At 46.2% G+C, this 23,364-nt stretch carries 22 protein-coding genes; 18 read left to right on the forward strand and 4 right to left on the reverse strand.

Annotated elements, in window-relative coordinates; genetic code table 11:
• Nucleotides 1-16: 16 nt before the first annotated feature.
• Entirely contained in the window at nt 17-1,939 is a 1,923-nt protein-coding gene (locus RG959_RS04915; RefSeq protein ID WP_342796183.1) for a transglycosylase domain-containing protein, read from the reverse strand.
• A 276-nt stretch (nt 1,940-2,215) separates the two neighbouring features.
• Between RG959_RS04915 and speE the strand changes: the two genes are divergently transcribed.
• From speE to RG959_RS04960, 9 genes are all read left to right on the forward strand, one after another.
• Nucleotides 2,216-3,043 (forward strand): polyamine aminopropyltransferase, encoded by an 828-nt coding sequence (speE, locus tag RG959_RS04920; protein WP_251271543.1) that lies wholly within the window; start codon nt 2,216-2,218, stop codon nt 3,041-3,043.
• A gap of 1 nt (nt 3,044) precedes the next feature.
• Entirely contained in the window at nt 3,045-3,914 is an 870-nt protein-coding gene (gene speB / locus RG959_RS04925) for an agmatinase (protein WP_342796184.1), read from the forward strand.
• A gap of 161 nt (nt 3,915-4,075) precedes the next feature.
• Complete coding sequence (locus RG959_RS04930) at nt 4,076-4,510, forward strand: YwiB family protein (RefSeq protein ID WP_342796185.1); 435 nt, start codon at nt 4,076-4,078, stop codon at nt 4,508-4,510.
• Nucleotides 4,507-6,177, forward strand: coding sequence for an arginine--tRNA ligase (gene argS / locus RG959_RS04935; protein ID WP_342796186.1), 1,671 nt, complete (start codon nt 4,507-4,509; stop codon nt 6,175-6,177). The genes RG959_RS04930 and argS overlap by 4 nt, the downstream gene beginning before the upstream one ends.
• Before the next feature lie 115 nt (nt 6,178-6,292).
• Nucleotides 6,293-8,380 (forward strand): 4Fe-4S dicluster domain-containing protein, encoded by a 2,088-nt coding sequence (locus RG959_RS04940; protein WP_342796423.1) that lies wholly within the window; start codon nt 6,293-6,295, stop codon nt 8,378-8,380.
• A 19-nt stretch (nt 8,381-8,399) separates the two neighbouring features.
• Entirely contained in the window at nt 8,400-9,251 is an 852-nt protein-coding gene (locus RG959_RS04945) for a 3-hydroxybutyryl-CoA dehydrogenase (protein WP_342796187.1), read from the forward strand.
• 14 nt (nt 9,252-9,265) lie between these two features.
• On the forward strand, nt 9,266-10,339 hold the full coding sequence (locus RG959_RS04950; protein WP_342796188.1) for an acyl-CoA dehydrogenase family protein: 1,074 nt from the start codon (nt 9,266-9,268) through the stop codon (nt 10,337-10,339).
• Entirely contained in the window at nt 10,336-11,460 is a 1,125-nt protein-coding gene (locus RG959_RS04955) for an acyl-CoA dehydrogenase (protein WP_342796189.1), read from the forward strand. The genes RG959_RS04950 and RG959_RS04955 overlap by 4 nt, the downstream gene beginning before the upstream one ends.
• Before the next feature lie 12 nt (nt 11,461-11,472).
• A complete protein-coding gene (locus RG959_RS04960) occupies nt 11,473-12,120 on the forward strand; it encodes a TetR/AcrR family transcriptional regulator (protein ID WP_342796190.1) in 648 nt (215 codons plus the stop codon).
• 25 nt (nt 12,121-12,145) lie between these two features.
• On the opposite strand, the gene RG959_RS04965 is transcribed toward RG959_RS04960, so the two are convergent.
• Nucleotides 12,146-13,093, reverse strand: coding sequence for a YsnF/AvaK domain-containing protein (locus tag RG959_RS04965; RefSeq protein ID WP_342796191.1), 948 nt, complete (start codon nt 13,091-13,093; stop codon nt 12,146-12,148).
• 271 nt (nt 13,094-13,364) lie between these two features.
• Between RG959_RS04965 and RG959_RS04970 the strand changes: the two genes are divergently transcribed.
• From RG959_RS04970 to RG959_RS04980, 3 genes are all read left to right on the forward strand, one after another.
• Nucleotides 13,365-13,586 carry a hypothetical protein gene (locus RG959_RS04970; protein WP_342796192.1) on the forward strand — a complete coding sequence of 74 codons (222 nt, stop codon included), beginning with the start codon at nt 13,365-13,367 and terminating at the stop codon, nt 13,584-13,586.
• 97 nt (nt 13,587-13,683) lie between these two features.
• Nucleotides 13,684-14,235, forward strand: coding sequence for a DNA-directed RNA polymerase subunit delta (rpoE, locus tag RG959_RS04975; protein WP_342796193.1), 552 nt, complete (start codon nt 13,684-13,686; stop codon nt 14,233-14,235).
• 163 nt (nt 14,236-14,398) lie between these two features.
• A complete protein-coding gene (locus RG959_RS04980; RefSeq protein WP_342796194.1) occupies nt 14,399-15,997 on the forward strand; it encodes a CTP synthase in 1,599 nt (532 codons plus the stop codon).
• A 103-nt stretch (nt 15,998-16,100) separates the two neighbouring features.
• Here RG959_RS04980 and RG959_RS04985 read toward each other — a convergent pair whose 3' ends face one another.
• Both RG959_RS04985 and RG959_RS04990 read right to left on the reverse strand, forming a co-directional pair.
• On the reverse strand, nt 16,101-16,607 hold the full coding sequence (locus RG959_RS04985; RefSeq protein ID WP_342796424.1) for a DUF2529 family protein: 507 nt from the start codon (nt 16,605-16,607) through the stop codon (nt 16,101-16,103).
• 96 nt (nt 16,608-16,703) lie between these two features.
• Nucleotides 16,704-16,964, reverse strand: coding sequence for a hypothetical protein (locus RG959_RS04990; RefSeq protein WP_342796195.1), 261 nt, complete (start codon nt 16,962-16,964; stop codon nt 16,704-16,706).
• Nucleotides 16,965-17,269: 305 nt separating this feature from the next.
• Between RG959_RS04990 and RG959_RS04995 the strand changes: the two genes are divergently transcribed.
• The 6 genes from RG959_RS04995 (at nt 17,270) to rho (ending at nt 23,329) form a co-directional block, all read left to right on the forward strand.
• On the forward strand, nt 17,270-17,632 hold the full coding sequence (locus tag RG959_RS04995; RefSeq protein ID WP_242232740.1) for a response regulator: 363 nt from the start codon (nt 17,270-17,272) through the stop codon (nt 17,630-17,632).
• 101 nt (nt 17,633-17,733) lie between these two features.
• The gene (locus RG959_RS05000) at nt 17,734-18,591 is read left to right on the forward strand and encodes a class II fructose-bisphosphate aldolase (protein ID WP_251271570.1); all 858 of its coding nucleotides are present in this window, start codon (nt 17,734-17,736) and stop codon (nt 18,589-18,591) included.
• A gap of 238 nt (nt 18,592-18,829) precedes the next feature.
• Nucleotides 18,830-19,477: a fructose-6-phosphate aldolase gene (gene fsa, locus RG959_RS05005; protein WP_251271572.1), complete on the forward strand. Its 648-nt coding sequence runs from the start codon at nt 18,830-18,832 to the stop codon at nt 19,475-19,477.
• A gap of 95 nt (nt 19,478-19,572) precedes the next feature.
• Nucleotides 19,573-20,859, forward strand: a complete 1,287-nt coding sequence (locus tag RG959_RS05010; RefSeq protein WP_251271574.1) for a UDP-N-acetylglucosamine 1-carboxyvinyltransferase — start codon at nt 19,573-19,575, stop codon at nt 20,857-20,859.
• 95 nt (nt 20,860-20,954) lie between these two features.
• A complete protein-coding gene (gene glpX / locus RG959_RS05015; RefSeq protein ID WP_342796196.1) occupies nt 20,955-21,920 on the forward strand; it encodes a class II fructose-bisphosphatase in 966 nt (321 codons plus the stop codon).
• A 125-nt stretch (nt 21,921-22,045) separates the two neighbouring features.
• On the forward strand, nt 22,046-23,329 hold the full coding sequence (rho, locus tag RG959_RS05020) for a transcription termination factor Rho (protein ID WP_251271578.1): 1,284 nt from the start codon (nt 22,046-22,048) through the stop codon (nt 23,327-23,329).
• The last annotated feature ends 35 nt before the right edge of the window (nt 23,330-23,364 follow it).

The raw sequence follows: 23,364 nt of genomic DNA on the forward strand, positions 1-23,364 counted from the left end.
ATTCCCGGGTTTTTTATTATCGGAACCATTCAGGCAGCTCGGGATACCGCATATCTTCTGTATGGTCCTCATCCTTCGGACATTTCGTCTCCGGCTCGGTGCCAGGTTCAAACAAAAGCTTGTGCCCTCCGCTGCAGGCTGTGCCCGTTTTAACATCTACTTCAACTTCAACCAGCTCGCGCGGCCAGGTAAATTCCTTTGGATTCTGTCCTTTATGAGCTTCTTCCATAAACTTTGCCCAGATCACTTTTGCCCGTGACCGGTCTTCGGTTTTCGTGATTTCCCCTCCATTGTCATAGCCGGTCCACACGACGGATACAAGTGAAGGCGTAAAGCCTGCCATCCAGTAATCGTAAGGAGTGGACCCGGATTTGCCGGCGTAAGGCCGTGTCAGAGAAGAAGCGATCACCGTTCCCGTTGGTGAGGCATAATCACTCATTGTTTTATCGAACATCCCCGTCATCAGCCGTGTCAGTACGGCCATTTTGTTTCTATCAAGCCGCTGTTCCTGCTGCTTGTCATACTGGTACAGCACTTCTCCGTCCATACTTTCCACTTTTGTAATAAAGACAGGCTTCGCAAATGTGCCTCCCGATGCAATGGTTGCGTAGGCATTCGCTGTTTCAAGAACGGTCATCCCAGAGGTACCGAGTGCAAGAGAGGGAACGGCTTGAAGCTTGGAGGTAACCCCAAATTCTTCCATCGTCTGCACGAGTGTTTCCGGTTCGAGCAGCATATTGGTTTTGACCGCATAAATATTGTCGGAAACGGCGAGTGCTTCAGCCATTGTCACAGCACGCTCTGCATACTGGCTGTTGAAATTTTTTGGTGAATAATTTCCTTCAAACGTCGTTGGCTCACTTTTTCTTTTTGTAAGAGGGGTCATCCCATGCCCAAGCGCTTCATAATACAAAAAAGGCTTTATTAAGGATCCTGGCTGCCTGAACGCCTGAACAGCCCGGTTAAAAGGGCTTTCCCGATAGTTGCGCCCGCCGGACAGGGCGGTTACATAATGGGTGTCCGGATCAATGGAAACAAGGGCGGATTGAATGGAAGCGCCGCTCGCAATGCCGTCTGTCATCGCTTGATCGGCTGCTTTTTGATGCCGTGGCTGAAGGGTTGTATACACTTTCAAGCCGCTTTGCTCCCGAAAACCAAGTGACTCAAGCTCACCCCGTACGGCATCTATAAAGTAAGGCGCACTGTTTTCGTCATCGGCAAAAGCGCCGGTGATCCGCGGGGCGTCCGCTACTGCTTTTTCATATTCATGTTTAGACAAATGCATTTCGGATAAAATAAGCCGGCGGCGCTGCTCAGATTTTTCTCGTGAGATGAGTGGAGAATAAACCGAAGGCCCCTTTGGAATACCGGCTAGAAGCGCTGCCTCGGAAACACTCAGGGCAGCGGCCGGCTTGCCGTAATAAAATTGGGAGGCCGCTTCTATTCCGTAAGCGCCATGGCCAAAATATACGGTATTCAAGTACCCTTCTAAAATCTCATCTTTTGAGTAAAACGCTTCAAGACGAAGCGCCTGCCAGGCTTCTTTTGCTTTACGTGTCCACGTTTTATCGTGGGTTAAAAAAATATTGCGCGCATACTGCTGCGTGATCGTACTTGCCCCCTGGACTTTTGCCCCTGCTTTTATATCAGCCAAAGCGGCACCGGCAATGCGCTTTGGGTCCAGGCCAAAGTGATTGTAAAATTGCTTGTCTTCAATGGAGATCACCGCATCAATCACATAAGGGGAGATGTCTTCGAGCTTTACCCAGTACCGCTTTTCTCCTCCATGTGCTTCAGCGGCTTTTGTTCCGTCAGCCGCATAAAAAAGGGTCGAACGCGGCACTGTTATATCTGGGGGACCGGCCGCATACAACGCGTAAAAAAAGACAATAACGGCCCCGATGATTGAAACAAGTATCGCCATGAGCCACTTTTTCATGCTGCATCACCTCGTTTTTCTTTAGATGAAAAAGCTCTATTTTAAATTTTGTCCAGTTCCAGGTATCTTGCTTATTTATTAGTATGAAAAAAATGGCGAATTTTTAAACGTCTTCATATAAATTCACTATGATTTTTCGTCAAATTGTTCTATACTTTTTTCTTGAGGCCTGCGGGATGCAGGTCATAAAGGCGTCCTAGCAGGATGCTATGGGTTTAGCCTTTGTTCTCCAAGAGAATAAAGTAATATCCTTATCATTAAGAAGGAGGCAATATCATGAGTGAACTATGGTATACCGAAAAGCAGACAGGCAGCTACGGCATCACGATGAAAGTGAAACGTACTTTGCATACAGAACAAACGGATTTTCAATATTTAGAAATGGTGGAAACAGAAGAGTGGGGTAACATGCTGTTTTTGGACGGCATGGTTATGACGAGCCAGCGTGATGAGTTTGTTTATCACGAAATGGTGGCACACGTACCATTATTTACACATCCAAACCCGAAAAATGTATTGGTTGTTGGCGGCGGCGACGGCGGTGTAATCCGTGAAGTGCTAAAGCACCCATCTGTTGAAAAAGCAACGCTTGCTGAAATCGACGGCAAAGTCATCGAGTATTCGAAGGTATATCTGCCTGACATCGCAGGCGACCTGGATGATCCGCGCGTTGAAGTAAAAGTAGGCGACGGCTTTATGCATATCGCAGAGTCTGAAAATGAGTATGATGTCATTATGGTCGATTCAACAGAACCAGTCGGCCCGGCTGTTAACTTGTTTACAAAAGGCTTTTATGCCGGCATTTCTAAAGCATTGAAAGAAGACGGTATTTTTGTGGCGCAGTGTGACAATCCTTGGTTTAAAGCAGAGCTTATCCGTCAGGTGCAGGCAGATGTAAAAGAAATTTTCCCAATTACACGTCTGTACACAGCCAATATCCCAACATATCCGAGCGGCCTTTGGTGCTTTACAATTGGTTCGAAAAAACATGATCCGCTTCAAGTGGAAGAGGGCCGTTTCCACGATATCGAAACAAAATACTATACGAAAGAGCTACACAAAGCGGCATTTGCGCTGCCAAAATTCGTGCAGGATTTAACATAAGATGAGATTTGACGAAGCATATTCAGGAAATGTATTTATTGGAACGCAAACATCATTTGAAGACAGTGATGTCGTGCTGTATGGCATGCCGATGGACTGGACGGTAAGCTACCGTCCAGGTTCGCGCTTCGGCCCGGCCCGCATTCGCGAAGTATCGATCGGGCTTGAAGAATACAGTGCCTATTTAGATCGTGAGCTGCACGAAGTCGCATATTTTGATGCAGGGGACATTCCATTGCCATTTGGCAACGCGCAAAGAAGCCTTGACATCATTGAAGAATATATTGATGGACTGCTTGAAGCCGGCAAAAAGCCGCTTGGTATGGGCGGCGAGCACTTGGTATCATGGCCGGTTATGAAAGCAGCGGCGAAAAAGTATAAAGATTTGGCGATCATTCATTTTGACGCGCATACCGATCTGCGCGAAGATTACGAAGGTGAGCCTTTGTCACACTCTACGCCAATTCGCAAAATTGCCGAGCATATCGGTCCTAAAAATGTATACTCATTTGGTATTCGTTCCGGTATGAAGGAAGAATTCCAGTGGGCAAAAGAAAACGGTATGCACATTTCTAAATTTGAAGTGTTGGAGCCGCTGAAAGAAATTCTGCCGACGCTTGCGGGGCGCCCGGTTTATGTAACGATTGACATCGACGTACTTGATCCGGCTCATGCACCAGGTACGGGAACTGTAGATGCTGGCGGTATTACATCGAAAGAGCTTTTAGCATCCATTCATGCCATTGCCGGCTCAGATGTAAATGTCATCGGTGCCGATCTTGTTGAGGTAGCGCCGATCTACGATAACTCTGAACAAACAGCGAATACAGCATCGAAGCTGATTCGGGAAATGCTGCTCGGTTTCTTTTAAACATGTGTCCGGCTTCTTGCCGGACACTTTTTTGTTTGTGGTAAGGCGGCTTGTTTATGACGTGTGGCAGATACGGTGAATGGGCTGCCAAAAACAGACGTTTAGCCAGCACGCTTTCTGTGTTAAAATAAACACACATTACAACAAGGAAGTGATTCGGCGTGGCAGATGAGCAGATGCCCGTGAAAATCCGGGTGAAGACGGATGTAGCGCACGAAGGGGAAAAGGAAACATTTGAGCTGTCGCTGTTTGGCCGGCTCTTTAAAAAAGATGGGTCCACATTTTTAAAATATGATGAAGTGCAGGATGAGGGGGTCGTGCACACCATCGTAAAGCTCGCAGACGCAGGGGCGCTTATTTTGCGGAGCGGTGCTTTGAAAATGCGGATGATTTTCGAAGAAGGGCAGCGGCTGAACGGCTCATATGAAAGCCAGTTCGGCACGCTTCTTTTGACAACCGACACCAAAATCTTTACCCACAACATGAACGATGCGGGCACCGGACAAGCCGAGTTAGTATATAGCCTGCTTATGCAGGGCGATGCAGTCGGCACGTATAAGATGAATATCCACTATGAACTGGAGGAACAATTGTGAACATTGCAGAACAAATGCAGGCACAGCTCAAAGAAGAAATTAAACAAGCTGTCCTGAAAGCAGGACTTGCCGCAGAGAGCGAAATTCCTGCTGTCCTACTTGAAACACCAAAAGATAAATCACACGGTGATTATTCAACAAATATGGCGATGCAGCTGGCGCGGATTGCCAAAAAAGCACCACGCCAAATTGCGGAAGCGATTCAGGAAAACATGGACCTGTCAAAGAGTTCCGTTGAAAAAATTGATATCGCCGGACCTGGATTTATTAACTTTTACATGAATAACAGCTACTTGACGGATCTCGTTCCGGCTGTGCTGAAAGCGGGAGACGAATACGGAAGATCCAATGCCGGCAAAGGCGAAAAAATTCAAGTGGAATTTGTTTCTGCTAATCCAACGGGTGATTTGCACCTGGGCCACGCACGCGGCGCTTCCGTTGGTGATTCGCTGTGCAACGTATTGGATGCAGCTGGTTATGACGTCACGCGTGAATATTATATTAACGATGCCGGCAACCAGATCCATAATCTGGCCCTGTCTGTTGAAGCCCGTTACTTTCAGGCGCTTGGTCTTGAAAAAGAAATGCCGGAAGACGGCTACCATGGCAAGGATATTATCAATATCGGGAAAGAGCTGGCGGAAGAATTTGGCGATCAATTTGCCAATATGCCGGAAGATGAACGTTACAAGGCTTTCCGTGCTCACGGTTTAAAGCTGGAGCTGGCGAAGCTTCAAAAAGACTTGGCGGACTTCCGTGTGAAATTTGATGTGTGGTTCTCCGAAACCTCTTTATACGAAAACGGCAAAATTGATGAAGCGCTCAAAGCGCTTGACCAAAATGGCCATACATTCGAAGAAGACGGTGCACTTTGGTTCCGTTCTACAGCATTTGGCGATGATAAAGACCGCGTTCTTCGCAAACAGGACGGTTCATACACATACTTAACGCCGGATATTGCGTACCACCGTGATAAATTTGAGCGTGGATTCGATAAAGTTATCAACATCTGGGGTGCCGACCACCATGGCTACATTCCACGTATGAAAGCAGCCGTTGAAGCACTTGGCATGAAACCGGAGCAGCTTGAAGTAGAAGTGATCCAAATGGTGCAGCTGTATAAAGACGGCGAAAAAATGAAAATGAGCAAACGTACAGGCAAAGCTGTTACGATGCGTGAGCTGGTAGAAGAAGTTGGCCTGGATGCTGTCCGTTACTTCTTTGCAATGCGCAGCGGCGATACACATATGGACTTTGACCTTGATCTTGCCGTATCACAGTCTAATGAAAACCCGGTTTATTACTCACAGTATGCATACACGCGTATTTCCAGCATTCTGCGCCAGGCAGCTGAACAAGGCTTAACGGCATCGGCAGAAGCAAATGTATCGCTGTTAACATCCGAAAAAGAAGTAGACCTGCTGAAGAAATTGGGTGACTTCCCGCAGGTAGTAGCCGAAGCAGCAGACAAACGCATTCCGCACCGCATTACAAACTATGTGCATGATCTTGCAGCAGGCTTCCACAGCTTCTACGGAGCACATAAAGTGGTAGACAAGGAAAATGAAGAAGCGTCCAAAGCACGCCTTGCTCTTGTGCAGGCTGTACAAATTACATTGAAAAATGCACTAAAACTGATCGGTGTATCAGCACCGGAAAAGATGTAATAAATGAAAGAGTCTGTTCTTAAAATAAGAACAGGCTCTTCTTTTTTATTTATTGACTGAATGTTCATTCATACATTAGGATAAAGAAAAGGAATGGAAGGGGACGTGAATGAAGATGAACGGATGGCTATGGCTGAATGCAGCTGCGGCGCTATTTGTAATCGCTTACTCCATTTTTTTGTTCATTTATTTATTGAAAACACGTTACACATTCATTCGGCTCGGTAAGAAAGAAGAATGGCATTCCAAAAGAAACGAACGTTTAAAAAACATGGTGGTTCATGTGTTTGGCCAGAAAAAACTGCTGAAAGATAAAAAAAGCGGGGCTATTCACGTGATGTTTTTTTATGGCTTTTTGCTTGTACAGCTCGGGGCGCTCGATTTTATTATAAAAGGGGTGGTGCCGGGTGCACATTTGCCGCTTGGTCCGCTTTACGGCACATTTACGTTTTTTCAGGAAATGGTTACGCTCGTCATTCTCGCTGCCGTCGTCTGGGCATTTTACCGCCGCTACATTGAAAAGCTCGTTCGCTTAAAGCGCGGCTGGAAAAGCGGTCTTGTGCTCGTCTTTATCGGTTCCCTTATGCTGTCTGTTTTAATAGGGAACGGCATGTGGCTTCTCTGGCAGGAAAAGGCCGTCGGTTTCGGCTGGTCGGAGCCAATTGCCTCGCTCATTGCTATTCCTTTTGCCGGGCTTACGCAACCGGCCATCGTTGGTCTGTTTTATGTTATGTGGTGGGTGCATCTTCTAGTGCTGCTCGCTTTTCTTGTGTATGTGCCGCAGTCGAAGCACGCCCATTTGATTGCCGGTCCTGTTAATACGTATATTCACCGGCTCGAACAGGCGGGGACGCTTCGGAAAATTGATTTTGAAGATGAGGCGCAGGAGAGTTTCGGCGCAGGAAAAATAGAAGACTTTACCCGCGCGCAGCTGCTTGATTTGTATGCCTGTGTAGAATGCGGCCGCTGTACTTCTATGTGCCCGGCAACCGGAACGGGTAAAATGCTGTCACCGATGGACTTGATTGTGAAGCTGCGCGACCATCTGACCTTTACTGGAGCAGCGGTTACCTCAAAGCAGCCATGGGTCCCGGCATTTGCTTTTTCCAATACAAAGGGCAATCAAATTGCTGAAGGAGCTTTTGTATACAGCCCGCAGCTGATTGGAGACGTCATCACGGAAGAAGAGCTATGGGCCTGTACAACCTGCCGGAATTGTGAAGATCAGTGCCCGGTTATGAATGAACACGTTGATAAAATCATTGATATGCGCCGCTACCTGGTACTGACAGAAGGAAAGATGAATCCAGATGCACAACGGGCCATGCAAAATATCGAGCGGCAGGGCAACCCGTGGGGACTGAATCGGAAGGACAAAGAAAAGTGGCGGGAGCTGCGCAGTGATGTTTACATTCCGACAATGAAAGAAGCACAAAAAGCCGGAGAGGAGCCGGAATATTTATTTTGGGTCGGCTCTATGGGTGCATTCGACAGCCGAAGCCAGAAGATCGCCCTATCGTTTGCAAGACTGCTCAATGAAGCAGGCATTTCCTTTGCCATTTTAGGCAGCAAGGAAAAAAACTCGGGCGATACGCCTCGGCGCCTCGGCAATGAATTTTTATTCCAGGAACTCGCAGCTGCGAATATAGCTGAATTTGAGAAGCATGGTATACGAAAAATTGTAACGATCGATCCGCACGCGTATAACGTCTTTAAAAGAGAATATCCGGATTTTGGATTTCAGGCGGAAGTGTACCATCATACCGAGCTGTTAGATATGCTTGTACGGGAAGGAAAGTTGAAGCCGGTGCATCCGGTAAACGAAACAGTCACTTTCCATGATTCCTGTTATCTTGGCCGGTATAATGATGTATATGACCCGCCTCGAAATATTCTGGCTGCGATTCCTGGAGTGCGGCTCGTCGAAATGAAACGCAGCCGGGAGAACAGCATGTGCTGCGGGGCAGGAGGAGGCTTGATGTGGATGGAAGAGCATACAGGTCACCGCATTAATGTGGCACGTACGGAGCAGGCGTTAGAGCAGGCTCCATCTGTGATCAGCTCGGGCTGCCCGTTTTGCTTAACGATGCTCAGTGATGGGACGAAAGCAAAAGAAATAGAAGAGACGGTTGCCACTTATGATGTGGCTGAGTTGCTGGAGAGGGCTGTTTTAGGGCGACAAAAAGAAGCGGACGTATCTTAATGAAAGGAGGACGGAGCAGGTGAAGATAAGAAAAATCATGGTGATCGGTGCCGGACAAATGGGCGCAGGCATTGCACAGGTATGTGCGCAGGCAGGCTATGAAGTTATTTTATATGATATAAGCCAGGCGAACTTGGAGGAGGGCCGGAAAAGAATCGAAAAAAATTTAGCCCGCCAAGTGGTAAAGAGGCGAATGAGTGAGGAAGAGAAAGGGGATATTCTGGCCAGACTGGAGGGCTCATCTTCTCTTGGCGACGCAGCAGAGGCCGATATGGTGATTGAAGCAGTCGTTGAGAATATGAACGTAAAGCGGGAGATTTTCTCGCAGCTGGATGAACTCATCCAAGACCATGCTATTTTGGCTTCTAATACTTCTTCTCTGCCGATTACCGAAATCGCAGCGGCGACGGATCGGCCAGAAAACGTGATTGGCATGCATTTTATGAACCCGGTGCCGGTAATGAGACTCGTTGAAATTGTTCGTGGGCTCGCTACATCGGATGAAGTCCACAAGAAGGTAGAAGAAGTAGCTAGAACGATTGGCAAAGTACCTGTGGAAGTCAATGACTTTCCAGGGTTTGTATCTAACCGGATTTTAATGCCAATGATCAATGAAGCGATTTATGCTCTTTATGAAGGAGCTGCCACAAAAGAAGCCATTGATGATGTCATGAAGCTTGGCATGAATCATCCAATGGGGCCGATTGAGCTGGCGGATTTTATCGGACTGGACACGTGTTTGTCTGTGATGGAGATTTTGCATGAAGGCTTTGGCGATGATAAATACCGGCCATGCCCGCTGCTTCGGAAATATGTAAAAGCTGGCTGGGTCGGTAAAAAAGCAGGGCGCGGGTTTTATATATACGAGTAAAGGAGGCGGGAGGGATGAATCTTGAGCTGACCGACGTGCAGCAGAGAACGCGTGATGCGGCCCGGCACTTTGCAGAAAACGTAGCGGCAGCCTTTGTTCCACAGATGGAAGCCGGCGAGTTTCCGTACGCACTCGTTCAAAAAATGGCAGAGCATGGACTGATGGGATTGACGGTACCGAAAGAATACGGCGGTGCCGGGCTTGATTTTGTTTCCTACATTACGGCTGTTCACGAGCTGTCAAAAATAAGCGCAGCGGCCGGTGTGATTTTGTCGGTTCATACATCCGTCGGCACAGCCCCTATTCTGGCTTTTGGAACGGAGGAACAAAAGAACGCGTATATACCAAAGCTCGCCTCCGGCAAATGGCTTGGTGCTTTTTGTTTAACCGAGCCATCGTCGGGCTCTGATGCCTCTTCTTTAAAAACGACAGCACGCCGCGATGGAGATGTCTATGTTTTAAATGGCTCCAAGCTGTTTGTCACAAACGGCGGGGCAGCGGATTTATATATTATTTTTGCCAGGTCGGAAGCCGGTATTACGGCTTTTGTAGCCGAAAAAGGTACACCTGGCTTTCTCATTGGCAAGGATGAGAAAAAAATGGGTCTTCACGGATCAAAAACGACGGCTCTTACCTTTGAAGACATGCGTCTGCCGCTCCAAAACAGACTTGGAGAAGAAGGAAGAGGCTTTCACATTGCAATGTCTAATTTAGATGGGGGGCGTATTGGTATTGCAGCACAGGCGCTCGGCATCGCGGAAGCGGCTTTTGAGTATGCAAAGAAAAACCGTGCAGGTATAGAGCTGGCTGACATGGCTGTATCGGTTGAGGCAGCCAGGCTGCTTGTCTACCGGGCTGCGTGTTTGCGTGCAGCCGGCCAGGCGTGCGGAAGGGAAGCGTCTATGGCCAAGCTTTTTGCTTCAAAAGCAGCGGTTACCATCACAAGCCAATGTATCAAACAGCTTGCCGGAAACGGGCCGGCAGAACGGTTTTTCCGCGATGCCAAAGTAACAGAGATTTACGAAGGGACGTCGGAAATTCAGCGAATTGTGATCAGCAAGCATTTGGCAAAGGGGATGGGGAGATGAACTTCACATTGTCAGAAGAGCACAGCATGATCCGGAAAATGGTGCGGGATTTTGCGGAAAAAGAAATTGCACCGTCTGCTGCCGAGCGCGATGAAGAAGAGCGCTTTGATTCAGGGATTTTTCACAAAATGGCGGAACTCGGCTTAACAGGAATCCCATGGCCGGAAGCATATGGAGGAATCGGCAGTGACTATCTTGCTTACTGTGTGACCATTGAAGAACTCTCGCGTGTATGCGCTTCAACAGGTGTTACCCTGTCGGCTCATACCTCACTGGCCAGCTGGCCGATTTATGCGTTTGGAACAGAGGAGCAAAAAAAGAAATATTTAAAGCCGCTGGCCCAGGGAGAAAAAATAGGGGCTTATGCACTGACGGAACCCGGAAGCGGTTCAGATGCTGCCAGCATAAAAACAACGGCTCATCGTGACGGCGCCTTCTTTGTTTTAAATGGCTCTAAGATCTTTATTACAAATGGGGGCATTGCTGACTTATATATTGTTTTTGCGAAAGCAGAGGAAGGGATGACTGCTTTTATCGTAGAAAAACACTTTAACGGATTTTCAACTGGGAAAAAAGAAAAGAAAATGGGCATCCGTTCGTCCCCTACCACAGAGATTATCTTTGACAATTGCCGCGTTCCGATAGAAAATGTATTAGGTGAAATTGGAAGCGGTTTTAAAATAGCAATGAAAACACTTGATGGCGGCCGCAACGGTATTGCAGCCCAGGCGGTCGGGATTGCACAGGGAGCACTGGACGCGGCACTGTCCTATGCAAGAGAGCGCAGGCAGTTTGGAAAACCCATTATGGCGAACCAGGGCATTTCATTTAAACTCGCTGATATGGCGACATCCGTTGAGGCGGCAAGACTGCTGACTTACCAAGCAGCCTGGCTGGAGTCAGAAGGCCTTCCATATGGAAAAGCATCGGCTATGTCTAAGCTCATGGCTGGTGATACGGCTATGTACGTAACGACGGAAGCTGTTCAAATTTTCGGAGGCTACGGATATACAAAAGATTATCCGGTTGAGCGATTTATGCGCGATGCGAAAATTACCCAGATTTATGAAGGGACACAGGAAATTCAGCGTCTTGTTATTTCCAGGTTTTTATCAACGTAAGGCGGTGTGAAGATGGAACGAACGAAACGGCCGGTACCTACTTCGGTTAAAGACACACAACTGATTGAAAAACGGCGGGCTGAGATGATCCGCGGTTCTGTGCAATTATTTAAGCAAAAAGGATTTCATCGGACGACAACCCGTGAAATTGCAAAAGCAGCCGGCTTCAGTATTGGAACATTGTATGAATATATTCGGACAAAAGAAGATGTGCTGTATCTTGTTTGCGACAGTATTTATGATCAAGTAAAGAGCCGAATCGAGCAAATGGATCTTGAACAGGGGACACTTGAAAATCTTAAGCTTGGCATCAGCCACTTTTTTTACGTGATTGATGAGATGCAGGATGAAGTTCAAGTATTGTATCAAGAGGTAAAATCCCTTTCAAAGGATGTCCTTCCATATGTATTAGAAAAAGAAGAAGAAATGACAGCGATGGTGGAAAAGCTTATTCAGCGATGTGTTGATAATGGCGTGCTTGATATGGATAAAGACCATGTTCGTATGCTGGCACAAAACATTTTTGTACTGGGACAAATGTGGGGCTTCCGCCGCTGGATGCTTCAGGAGAATTTTACGCTGGAGGAATACATTAACCTGCAGATAGATTTATTGTTTGAGGGTGTAAAAGGATATGAAAAAAAAGCCGCCCTCAAATGAGGACGGCTTTTGCTGCCTTTTTTATTTATAGTAAACCGCGCTTGCGTTCTGAACGCAGTCTTTCATCATCGTCTTCGTCAATGCGCGCTTCTTCACGGCGCACAGTGTCACGGACTGTTTCGGTATCTTCTACTTTTCGTTTACCGACAACGATTTCTTCGGTTACAACCGGTTTTTTCGTTACTTCAACACGCTCTTCCGTAACAGGAACCCGGATTGTTTCCGTGTCTTCTTCAAATGCACGATCACCAAATGCAGACACATCGCTGTCATTTACTGGACGGCGCTCTACATACACTTCTTCACGCTCAACCGGTACATCAATGACCTGCTCTTCTTCCACTACTTCTTTTTCTACTTGAACTTCACCTGTTTGAACACGCTCTTTGCTTACATTTAAGCGCTCTTCATGAAGGCGAAGCTTTTCTTCCTCGCTCAGGTTGTCTGTTAGAGTACGGTCTGTATCAAACGTAGCGTTGCCGCCTAGGTTTGTATCCGTCAAGCCCGTCGTTGAACGGCCAGTTCTTGTTGAATCAAGACCATCGTAATCGATTGGATCCAAAGTTTCTCCATCCAAGTCTGCTCTGTTTCCATTTGCAAGGCCTACTGTGCTGCTTGGATCATAATCGTTGTCATAGCGGGTTCCGTAATCACGATCTACATAAAGCAGCATGCCGCCATTTTCAATTTCGCTGTAGTAGCGGTCCGCTTCTGCATCAGAAAGACCCATGTTACGGAAGCCTTCGCGAATTGGATCTACGCCCGATAGGAAGGACATAAAGCGATCTCCCCAAGAGCCGCCTGCTGTTTCGATTTCAGCGTTTGTGCGTCCTCTTACCATTGATACCGCATCTTTGTCTTTTACAGTAATATACATGTCTTCTTCTGCATATCCATTTGCTCTAAGCTCATTAATTTTTGCTAATAAATCTGTTTCATTGTGGTATACGCCAATAAAGTTTTTGTTTTCCATGATAGTGTTACCTCCTGAAAGATTTAATGTTTTGCTGTTCTGTTTTTTGTATACCCGGTGTTTTGCAGGTGAAACAATTCCAAGCAAATTTGGTCACAATGATGCATATTTGTACTAAAAGTTTCTTTTTTGGTGAAAATACGGATAAAGCTTCTTTATTTCTCCAGAAAAAAGGGAATAATTATAATTAAATTTACATTCCCTACATATCCCTATTATAGTAAGAAGAGATAATAGAGTAGGAAAATGTCGAAGGAAAGGGTGGGAAAGTGTGAGACAGTTTCTTATCTGCGTAACCGTTGCAGCAGTTTCGGTCGGTTCTTATTGGCTTTACATAAAACAATTAGGTGCTGTGCCGTTCCTGCTTCTTTCATTTTTCTTCTTCTATAAAGCGTACGAGGAGATAACAGGGAAAGCGAAAAAACGCCGTGAACGCAAGCAAATGAGCCCGTCCATCGCTCCTGCAGGAAAAAAAGCAGAAATCATCACATAAATATAGCGTAGAGGCCTTCTTTTTGTTTATAATGGAGAATATGCCAAAAACGTTTTTGCTCTTTTTTTGGGCGTGCAAATAGAGAAGGGAAGTGCGGATGGTGAGCTTGCAACAACATTCGAAAGAAGAATTAAAGGAAATGTCATTTCTTGAACTGGCGCATTTGATCCTTGCCGATAAGCGGGAGCCGGTTGCATTTAACGATTTACTGTCTGAAATTCAAAAGCATCTGGAAATTTCAGAGCAGGAAGTAAAAGGCCGTATGGTTCAATTTTACACAGATTTAAACATCGATGGCAGCTTTTTGCCACTCGGTGAAAACCGCTGGGGGCTTCGTGCATGGTATCCAGTTGAAAAACTGGAAGAAGAAACAACAAATGCACCAGTCAAAACACGCAAGAAAAAAGCGAAAAAAGCAGTGGAAGATGATTTCGAAGAAGACATTCTTGAAGAAGAAGACGATCTGATCGATTTCGAAGAAGAAGACTTTGACGAAGAAGAAGAAGATATTGATCTGGATGACGATCTAGAAGATGATGATCTGGAAGATGATTTAGACGTTGATATCGAAGAAGACCTGGATGAAGAAGAAGAAGACTTTGAAGAAGAAGAAGGCGCCGAGGACGAGTACAACCTTGACGATAAATAAAGCAGAATCTTCTCTTGACTATTTCATTCGTGAATTGTAGTATGTTATTTGGGCTCTTTACGAGACGAAGAATTTAGTCGATAACGCTCCTCTTACTGAGAAGTAAGTGGGGCGTTTTTTGTATTTTTTTGAGCATTATAACCATTGAAGGAGGACGTTCATTTTGACGAAATATATTTTCGTAACAGGCGGCGTTGTGTCATCTCTTGGAAAAGGAATCACGGCTGCATCTCTCGGCCGATTATTGAAAAATCGTGGGTTAAAGGTATTCATTCAAAAATTTGACCCATACATTAACGTGGATCCGGGAACGATGAGCCCGTATCAGCACGGTGAAGTGTTTGTTACAGATGACGGGGCAGAGACGGATCTTGACCTCGGCCACTACGAGCGCTTTATCGATATTAACTTAACAAAATTAAGTAATATCACAACAGGGAAAGTATACTCAACCGTTCTTCGCAAAGAACGCCGCGGTGAATATCTTGGCGGTACGGTTCAGGTAATCCCACACATTACGAATGAAATTAAAGACCGCGTGTTCCGTGCTGGCAAAGAATCAGGCGCGGATGTCGTCATTACGGAAATCGGCGGTACGGTCGGTGATATTGAATCCCTCCCATTCTTAGAAGCGATTCGCCAAATTAAAAGTGATGTTGGCCAGGATAACGTATTGTACATTCACTGTACGCTTATTCCGTATTTAAAAGCAGCCGGTGAAATGAAAACAAAGCCGACACAGCACAGCGTAAAAGAGCTGCGCAGCTTAGGAATCCAGCCAAATATTATCGTCGTTCGGACAGAAATGCCAATTTCACAGGATATGAAAGATAAGCTTGCACTGTTTTGTGATATCGCAAAAGAAGCGGTTATTGAAGCGACAGATGCTGACACGCTTTATGCAGTGCCGCTTATGCTTCAAAAGCAAAACATGGACGAACTTGTTTGCCGCCTGTTGAAAATGCAATGCCACGAAGCGGACATGACCGAGTGGAATGCACTCGTTGATAAAGTACGCAACCTGCCGAACAAAGCCCGTATCGCCCTTGTCGGAAAATATGTTGAATTGCAGGATGCTTACATTTCTGTTGCCGAGTCTCTTAAGCATGCTGGTTATCAATTTGATACAGATATCGAGATCGACTGGGTGAACTCCGCTGAATTAACAGAGGAAAATGCAGCAGAGCGCTTAGAAGGTGCAGCAGGCATCCTTGTTCCGGGCGGATTTGGTGATCGCGGTATCGATGGAAAATTGGCTGCGATTCGCTATGCACGTGAAAATAAAGTGCCGTTTTTCGGTATCTGCCTTGGCATGCAGCTTGCATCAATTGAATATGCACGCAACGTATTGAATTTGAAAGATGCTCATTCAGCAGAAATTGTGCCGAATACACCGTATCCGATCATTGATCTTCTGCCTGAACAAAAAGACATCGAAGATCTTGGAGGCACACTTCGCCTAGGTCTTTATGCATGTAAATTAAAACCTGAAACGCTGGCGCGTGCGGCTTACAATGAGGAAATTGTATACGAGCGTCATCGCCACCGTTATGAATTTAACAATGAATTCCGCGAGCAAATGGAGAAAGAAGGCTTTATTTTCTCCGGTACAAGCCCAGATGGACGTCTTGTAGAAATCGTAGAAATCGCGGATCATCCGTGGTTCGTCGCTGCGCAATTCCATCCGGAATTTACGTCGCGTCCAACTCGTCCACAACCGTTATTTAGAGAATTCGTACGAGCTTCAATCGAACACAGCTAATAAAAAACAGGACCGCCTTTTGCGCCGGTCCTGTTTTTTTTATATGTAATGACTGAAGCCCGATAGGAATAAAGTTTTTCTTTTTTAAGCTGGCCGGGCACTGTCACTCATATTCAGCCATCATTTCCTCGATCGTCATTTTTAATAGGAAGTAAACGTACAAACCGGCAATCGACGAAGGGAATCCTGTCCGGCCGCCTTCTTCGTCAGGGAGCAGCCCTTTTGTCAGGCGCAGATCAATAAACACGTCTGCTGCTTCCTCAATGCCCGCTGCTTCCCGTTTAGAGGCAATAGCAGTGAACGGGATATTGCCGTTTTGCAGTTCCTTAGCAAGGCCAAGAGCTTCTGCATCATCGGAAAAGCGGGTGGCAATCAGCACACGATCTGCTTCGGTTAAGCGGGCATCCTCTGTCCATTTGCGGATGTCAGGCAGACGCTCGGCGCCGTGAGTGGCTTCTGCTTCAAGAGCAGCCATTTCGCCGAATCCCTTCATATAAATAGTTCCTTCGCCAAGCAGCCCTTGAGACAAAAGGCGTCCCGCGTCTTCGATGGAGAATTCCTCTTTTTCACTAATCCGTTTCAGCAGTCCGTTCAACTGCGTCGTAAACATTTTTGACAACCATAATCACTTCTTTCGTTTTCTTTATTATAAGTAAGTTCTCCTAAAAACGCACACGTCCTGCGTGTGATACAGACTGTAGACAAATTATATAGATGACGGTGTACACGACGGGGATGGATCGGCGGCGTCCGGGCAGCTCCGCTTTCCATGGGGCAGGCGCTGCGCCCGTCTTCGCCTGGCGGCTCCAACGGTCCCAGCTGCCCGCTCGTCCCATAGGAGTCTGCGCTTCTCTCCCGCCGCCAAGTGGCTTGTGACAAGATTGTATAGAGCGAATAAGGCCGTATCTTTCTTTTTAAAAAAGAGAAAATGTTTATTCAGTCTTTGCTTGTTGATCTTCCACACCACTTAGTGAAGCCTGCCAGACGAAGAATCCTGCGGGAAGTACAGTGAATCGGGAGACCCCGCAGGCGCAGCCGAGGAGGCTCTCGCACTGCCTTAGGATGCGCGAAGTCCGGTGGGCTTCACTTATCGGCTCTTTTTTTAAGGAGAAAGACTTTGTCTACACACTGAAACGCACACGTCCTGTGTGCAACGGAGAACCCAGAACATCCTGTTCAAGTAAAATGAAAAAGGGAATTTGCAGGGTTCTGTCGAATGTAACAAACAAAAGGATAAAAACGGAAGGCGCTATATTTAGGAGGAAGATAAAGATGGCAGCAACAATTCTTATAGTGGACGATCAATATGGAATCAGAATTTTGTTGAATGAAGTATTGAAAAAAGAAGGGTATCAAACTCTTCAGGCAGCAAATGGACCGGAAGCAATTCAGCTGGCGAGAGAAAATGTTCCGGATTTAGTGCTGCTTGATATGAAAATTCCAGGTATGGATGGTATTGAAATTTTAAAGCGGATGAAGGCAGAAAATCCAAACATCCGGGCCATTATTATGACGGCTTACGGAGAACTGGATATGATTCAGGAAGCAAAGAATATCGGCGCCATTATGCATGTTCCGAAACCATTTGATATTGATGATATCCGCCAAACCATCAAAGAGCATTTAACGCTTTAATGGAATAAGTAAATTGTGTTGGTAATAAAAAGACGAATTTGATATGATACTAATGTGGTTTTTTTCATGAAGCAAACATTTCCCTTAGAGGAGGAAACAAAATGCCATTAGTATCAATGAAAGAAATGTTAAATACTGCGAAAGAAAAGAAATACGCAGTAGGCCAATTCAACCTAAACAACCTTGAGTTCACTCAAGCGATTCTTCAAGCAGCTGAAGAAGAAAAATCACCAGTTATCCTTGGTGTTTCTGAAGGCGCGGCTCGTTACATGGGCGGATTCAAAACAGTTGTGAAAATGGTAGAAGGATTAATGGAAGACTACGGTACGACAGTACCTGTTGCCATTCACCTTGACCACGGTTCAAGTTTCGAAAAATGTAAAGAAGCGATCGATGCAGGATTTACATCTGTTATGATCGATGCTTCACACCATCCATTTGAAGAAAACGTTGCTACAACTTCTAAAGTTGTTGAATATGCACATTCAAAAGGTGTTTCAGTTGAAGCGGAACTTGGCACAGTTGGCGGACAAGAAGACGATATCGTTGCTGAAGGTGTTATCTATGCAGATCCGCAAGAGTGCGAAGAGCTTGTAAAACGCACAAACATCGACTGCCTTGCACCAGCACTTGGTTCTGTTCACGGTCCTTACAAAGGCGAGCCAAACCTTGGCTTTGCTGAGATGGAAGCGATCGGAAATGCAACAGGTCTTCCACTTGTTCTTCACGGCGGTACAGGCATTCCAACAAAAGACATCGAAAGATCAATCTCTCTTGGAACTGCTAAAATCAACGTAAATACAGAAAACCAAATCGCTTCTGCAAAAGCAGTTCGTGAAGTACTTGCTGCAAAACCAGAAGAGTACGATCCACGTAAATACCTTGGACCAGCTCGCGATGCAATTAAAGCGACAGTTGCCGGTAAAATGCGTGAATTTGGTTCTTCAGGCCAAGCGTAAGGCCTACAAGATGTAGGTCACAAAGGCGTTGCGACAGGACGTCGCGAATTTAGCCTTTGATCCTTGGGCCTACAAGATGTAGGTCACAAAGGCGTTGCGACAGGACGTCGCGAATTTAGCCTTTGATCCTTAATTCTGCATGCCTATAACAAAACAAATAACGACAAGAACCGCCTTTTTTAACGAATAGGCGGTTGTTGTTTATATTATAAAATGAACTGAAAAGAGGGAATATTTAATGAAATTCTTTATTGACACAGCCAACATCGATGAAATCCGCGAAGCACATTCTTGGGGCATTCTCTCCGGCGTTACAACAAATCCATCATTGGTTGCAAAAGAAACCATTCCATTCCATGACCGTCTTCGTGAAATTACGGAGCTTGTTTCAGATTCAGTAAGTGCAGAAGTTATTGCGCTTGATGCAGAAGGCATGATTAAAGAAGGCCGCGAACTGGCTCAAATCGCTCCAAACATTACAGTAAAAGTACCAATGACGCCGGAAGGCTTGAAAGCGGTCGCAGTGTTCGCTAAAGAAGGCATTAAAACAAATGTTACACTCATTTTCAGTGCTAACCAAGCGTTGATGGCAGCGCGTGCCGGTGCTACATACGTTTCACCATTCCTTGGCCGTTTAGATGATATCGGACAGGATGGACTTGAGTTGATCGAGACGATTGCAGATATTTTTGCCATCCATGGCATCGAAACAGAAATTATCGCAGCATCGATCCGTCATCCACAGCATATTACAGCAGCAGCGCTAAAAGGGGCGCATATTGCGACAACTCCTTACAAAGTATTGGCTCAGCTGTTTAAACACCCGTTAACGGATAAAGGTATCGAAGGATTCCTGGCTGATTGGGAAAATCGTAAAGCGAAGTAAGAATTGTACATGAGACCATTTTTATCGGTTAAACTACGATTACCAAGAAAGCTTTCCCGCTTTCCGTTTACGCAGAAAGAAGGGAGTACAACATGATGGAAAAGTTAAAGATTGAAGGCGGCCATTCTTTAAAAGGCACAATTAAGGTGGACGGCGCAAAAAACAGCGCCGTTGCCCTTGTACCGGCTGCTATTTTGGCGGAATCTCCGATTACAATCGATGGATTGCCGGATATATCCGATATTCATATGTTAAAAGGTCTTTTGGAGGAAGTTGGTGGAGAGGTTACGTTTGAAGATGGGGAAATGAGAATTGATCCGACAAACATGACTGCTATGCCGCTGCCAAATGGAAAAGTCAAAAAGCTCCGTGCTTCTTATTACTTAATGGGTGCCATGCTTGGCCGTTTTAATAAAGCGGTCATTGGCTTGCCCGGCGGCTGCCATCTCGGCCCTCGTCCGATTGACCAGCATATTAAAGGGTTTGAAGCACTCGGTGCCGAAGTAACAAATGAACAAGGCGCGATTTATTTGCGCGCAAATGAACTGCGCGGTGCCAGAATTTATTTGGATGTAGTCAGTGTGGGGGCAACCATTAATATCATGCTGGCAGCGGTTCGTGCCAAAGGCCAGACGATTATCGAAAACGCGGCAAAAGAGCCGGAAATTATTGATGTGGCAACGCTTCTGTCAAATATGGGTGCAAAGATTAAAGGAGCCGGCACGGACGTGATTCGTATTGATGGCGTAGAGCGTCTGCATGGCTGCCGTCATTCCATTATTCCGGACCGTATTGAAGCGGGTACGTTTATGATTATGGCAGCAGCGGCAGGAGAAGGCGTCATTGTCGATAATGTTATTCCACTGCATATGGAATCGCTAACGGCTAAGCTGCGTGAAATGAATGTGCCGATTGAAATCGGAGAAGACCGCATTTTTGTTGGAAAAGCCCAGAACCTTAAAACTGTTGATATTAAAACACTTGTTTATCCGGGGTTTGCAACCGATCTTCAGCAGCCGTTCACGTCGCTTTTAACAAAAGCATCAGGTTCGGCTATTGTAACCGATACGATTTATCCAGCGCGTTTCAAGCATATTGACGAGCTGCGCCGTATGGGAGCCAATGTGAAAACGGAAGGACGCTCTGCTATCATTAACGGTCCTGTTCAGCTTCAAGGAGCAAAAGTGAAAGCCAGCGATCTGCGCGCTGGTGCAGCACTTGTGATAGCCGGTTTAATGGCAGATGGCATTACGGAAGTAACGGGTCTCGAGCATATTGACCGCGGCTACAGCAAGCTGGCTGAAAAGCTGACAGCTCTCGGCGCTAATATTTGGCGGGAAGAAATGACAGAAGAAGAGTACAGTGAAATAAAAAGTTCATAGTATTAAGCGAAACAACTGGTAAATGTGTTACAATATATAAAAAATATGTGGCATAATGCCGTTGTTTGTTCGTCGCAGGGGGAGGCAGGAGAGTCATGGAGAGAAGTTTATCGATGGAATTAGTCCGCGTTACAGAAGCGGCTGCACAAGCATCAGCACGCTGGATGGGCCGTGGCCTGAAGGACGAAGCGGATGGTGCAGCAACATCAGCAATGCGGGATGTGTTCGATACGATCCCGATGAAAGGGACAGTCGTGATCGGTGAAGGCGAGATGGATGAAGCCCCAATGCTTTATATTGGCGAGAAGCTTGGAAACGGCTATGGGCCACGTGTGGATGTAGCTGTTGATCCTCTTGAAGGAACAAATATTGTCGCAGCCGGCGGCTGGAATGCGCTGGCTGTTTTAGCAGTAGCAGATGCCGGAAACCTGTTGAATGCGCCTGATATGTACATGGATAAAATTGCCGTCGGACCTGAAGCTGTCGGTATGATCGACATTAACGCCTCTGTGACGGACAACCTAAGAGCTGTTGCCAAAGCGAAAAACAAAGATATTGAAGATGTGGTGGCCACGGTTTTGAACCGCGAACGCCATCGGCATATTATTGCCGAGTTGCGCGAAGCCGGCGCTCGTATTAAACTAATTAATGACGGTGATGTTGCTGCGGCAATTAATACAGCGTTTGATAAAACAGGCGTTGATATTTTATTTGGTTCGGGCGGCGCACCAGAAGGCGTTATTTCTGCTGTTGCATTGAAAGCGCTTGGCGGGGAAATTCAAGGACGTTTGCTGCCGCAGTCTGATGCTGAGCTTGAACGATGCATGAGAATGGGTCTTGACGTGAATAAAGTTCTTCGGATGGAAGACCTTGTCCGCGGCGACGACGCTATTTTTGCGGCAACCGGTGTAACAGACGGTGAATTGCTGCGCGGTGTTCAATTTAAAGGCAAGTACGCAGAAACACAATCTGTCGTTATGCGTGCCAAATCAGGTACTGTCCGTTTTGTAGATGGACGTCACAGCTTGCACAAAAAACCTAATCTTGTTATTAAACCATAAGCATACCAACAGCGGTGCAGCCGGTCCGGTTCTCCGCTGTTTTGTTTGATTTGCCCACTTGTTTATCATGCTTCATCGTCACCCCTCCCTTCTATCAAATCAATTTAATAAAGTGTGGTGCCATAATGGAAGAACTTACAATCAATCATCTTGAAAACTTAAAACTAAAAGAGTTATACGAACTTGCCAAAACGTACAAAATCTCCTACTATAGCAAGCTCACCAAAAAAGAACTGATTTTTGCCATCTTAAAAGCGCGTGCTGAGCAGCAAGGCTTCTTCTTTATGGAAGGAGTGCTTGAAATCATTCAATCGGAAGGCTTTGGTTTCCTTCGTCCGATTAACTACTCAGCCAGCTCAGAAGATATTTATATTTCTGCTTCTCAAATTCGCCGGTTTGATCTTCGAAACGGGGACAAAGTATCCGGAAAAGTTCGTCCGCCAAAAGAAAATGAACGGTATTATGGACTTCTGCATGTAGAAGCGGTCAATGGAGAAGATCCGGAAACAGCAAAGGAACGGGTTCATTTCCCAGCGCTTACGCCGCTTTACCCGGACCGCCAAATCGAGCTTGAACTTGAGTCCAGACACTTATCTACCCGGATTATGGATTTGGTTTCGCCGGTTGGGTTTGGCCAGCGCGGCTTGATTGTTGCACCGCCGAAAGCCGGGAAAACAATGCTGTTAAAAGAAATTGCCAATTCGATCTCGGCCAACCATCCGGAAGCAGAGCTGATTGTCCTGCTTATTGATGAGCGTCCGGAAGAAGTAACGGATATCGAGCGCTCGGTGCAAGCTGAAGTCGTTAGTTCGACATTTGATGAAGTGCCGGAAAACCACATTAAAGTGGCAGAACTTGTACTTGAACGTGCCATGCGTCTCGTTGAGCATAAGCGGGATGTCATCATCCTTATGGATTCTATTACACGACTGGCTCGTGCATACAACCTTGTGATTCCGCCGAGCGGCCGTACCTTATCCGGTGGTATTGATCCGGCAGCTTTTCACCGCCCAAAACGCTTTTTTGGTGCCGCGCGCAATATTGAGGAAGGCGGCAGCTTAACGATTTTGGCCACGGCTCTCGTTGATACGGGCTCACGTATGGATGATGTGATTTACGAAGAGTTTAAAGGGACGGGCAATATGGAACTGCACCTTGACCGTTCACTTGCCGAGCGCCGTGTGTTCCCGGCCATCGATATTCGCCGTTCGGGTACGCGCAAAGAAGAGCTGTTGATTGGCAAAGAACAGCTTGATATGGTCTGGGCAATTCGTAAAACAATGTCAGATGCGCCAGACTTGGCGGATAAAGTATTGCGCCGTCTGCGCCAGACAAAAAGCAACGAGGAATTTATTGCCCAGCTACTTGCTGAAACAAAGAAAAATGGCGCCTCAAAAAAAATGCTGTAACCTAATTGCAATTTTTGAGGGTGTCTGCTATAATG

Source organism: Domibacillus sp. 8LH (assembly GCF_038806185.1).
Classification (GTDB): Bacteria; Bacillota; Bacilli; order Bacillales; family Domibacillaceae; genus Domibacillus; species Domibacillus indicus_A.

Bases quoted from the DNA above. Each gene is read 5' to 3' on its own strand.
- RG959_RS04940 (WP_342796423.1), top strand. From the start codon at position 6,293: ATGAACGGATGGCTATGGCTGAATGCAGCTGCGGCGCTATTTGTAATC.
- fsa (WP_251271572.1), top strand. From the start codon at position 18,830: ATGAAATTCTTTATTGACACAGCCAACATCGATGAAATCCGCGAAGCA.
- RG959_RS04985 (WP_342796424.1), bottom strand. From the start codon at position 16,607: ATGTTTACGACGCAGTTGAACGGACTGCTGAAACGGATTAGTGAAAAA.
- RG959_RS04995 (WP_242232740.1), top strand. From the start codon at position 17,270: ATGGCAGCAACAATTCTTATAGTGGACGATCAATATGGAATCAGAATT.
- glpX (WP_342796196.1), top strand. From the start codon at position 20,955: ATGGAGAGAAGTTTATCGATGGAATTAGTCCGCGTTACAGAAGCGGCT.
- RG959_RS04915 (WP_342796183.1), bottom strand. From the start codon at position 1,939: ATGAAAAAGTGGCTCATGGCGATACTTGTTTCAATCATCGGGGCCGTT.
- RG959_RS05000 (WP_251271570.1), top strand. From the start codon at position 17,734: ATGCCATTAGTATCAATGAAAGAAATGTTAAATACTGCGAAAGAAAAG.
- rho (WP_251271578.1), top strand. From the start codon at position 22,046: ATGGAAGAACTTACAATCAATCATCTTGAAAACTTAAAACTAAAAGAG.
- RG959_RS04950 (WP_342796188.1), top strand. From the start codon at position 9,266: ATGAATCTTGAGCTGACCGACGTGCAGCAGAGAACGCGTGATGCGGCC.
- rpoE (WP_342796193.1), top strand. From the start codon at position 13,684: ATGGTGAGCTTGCAACAACATTCGAAAGAAGAATTAAAGGAAATGTCA.
- RG959_RS04965 (WP_342796191.1), bottom strand. From the start codon at position 13,093: ATGGAAAACAAAAACTTTATTGGCGTATACCACAATGAAACAGATTTA.
- RG959_RS05010 (WP_251271574.1), top strand. From the start codon at position 19,573: ATGGAAAAGTTAAAGATTGAAGGCGGCCATTCTTTAAAAGGCACAATT.
- speE (WP_251271543.1), top strand. From the start codon at position 2,216: ATGAGTGAACTATGGTATACCGAAAAGCAGACAGGCAGCTACGGCATC.
- speB (WP_342796184.1), top strand. From the start codon at position 3,045: ATGAGATTTGACGAAGCATATTCAGGAAATGTATTTATTGGAACGCAA.
- RG959_RS04960 (WP_342796190.1), top strand. From the start codon at position 11,473: ATGGAACGAACGAAACGGCCGGTACCTACTTCGGTTAAAGACACACAA.
- RG959_RS04955 (WP_342796189.1), top strand. From the start codon at position 10,336: ATGAACTTCACATTGTCAGAAGAGCACAGCATGATCCGGAAAATGGTG.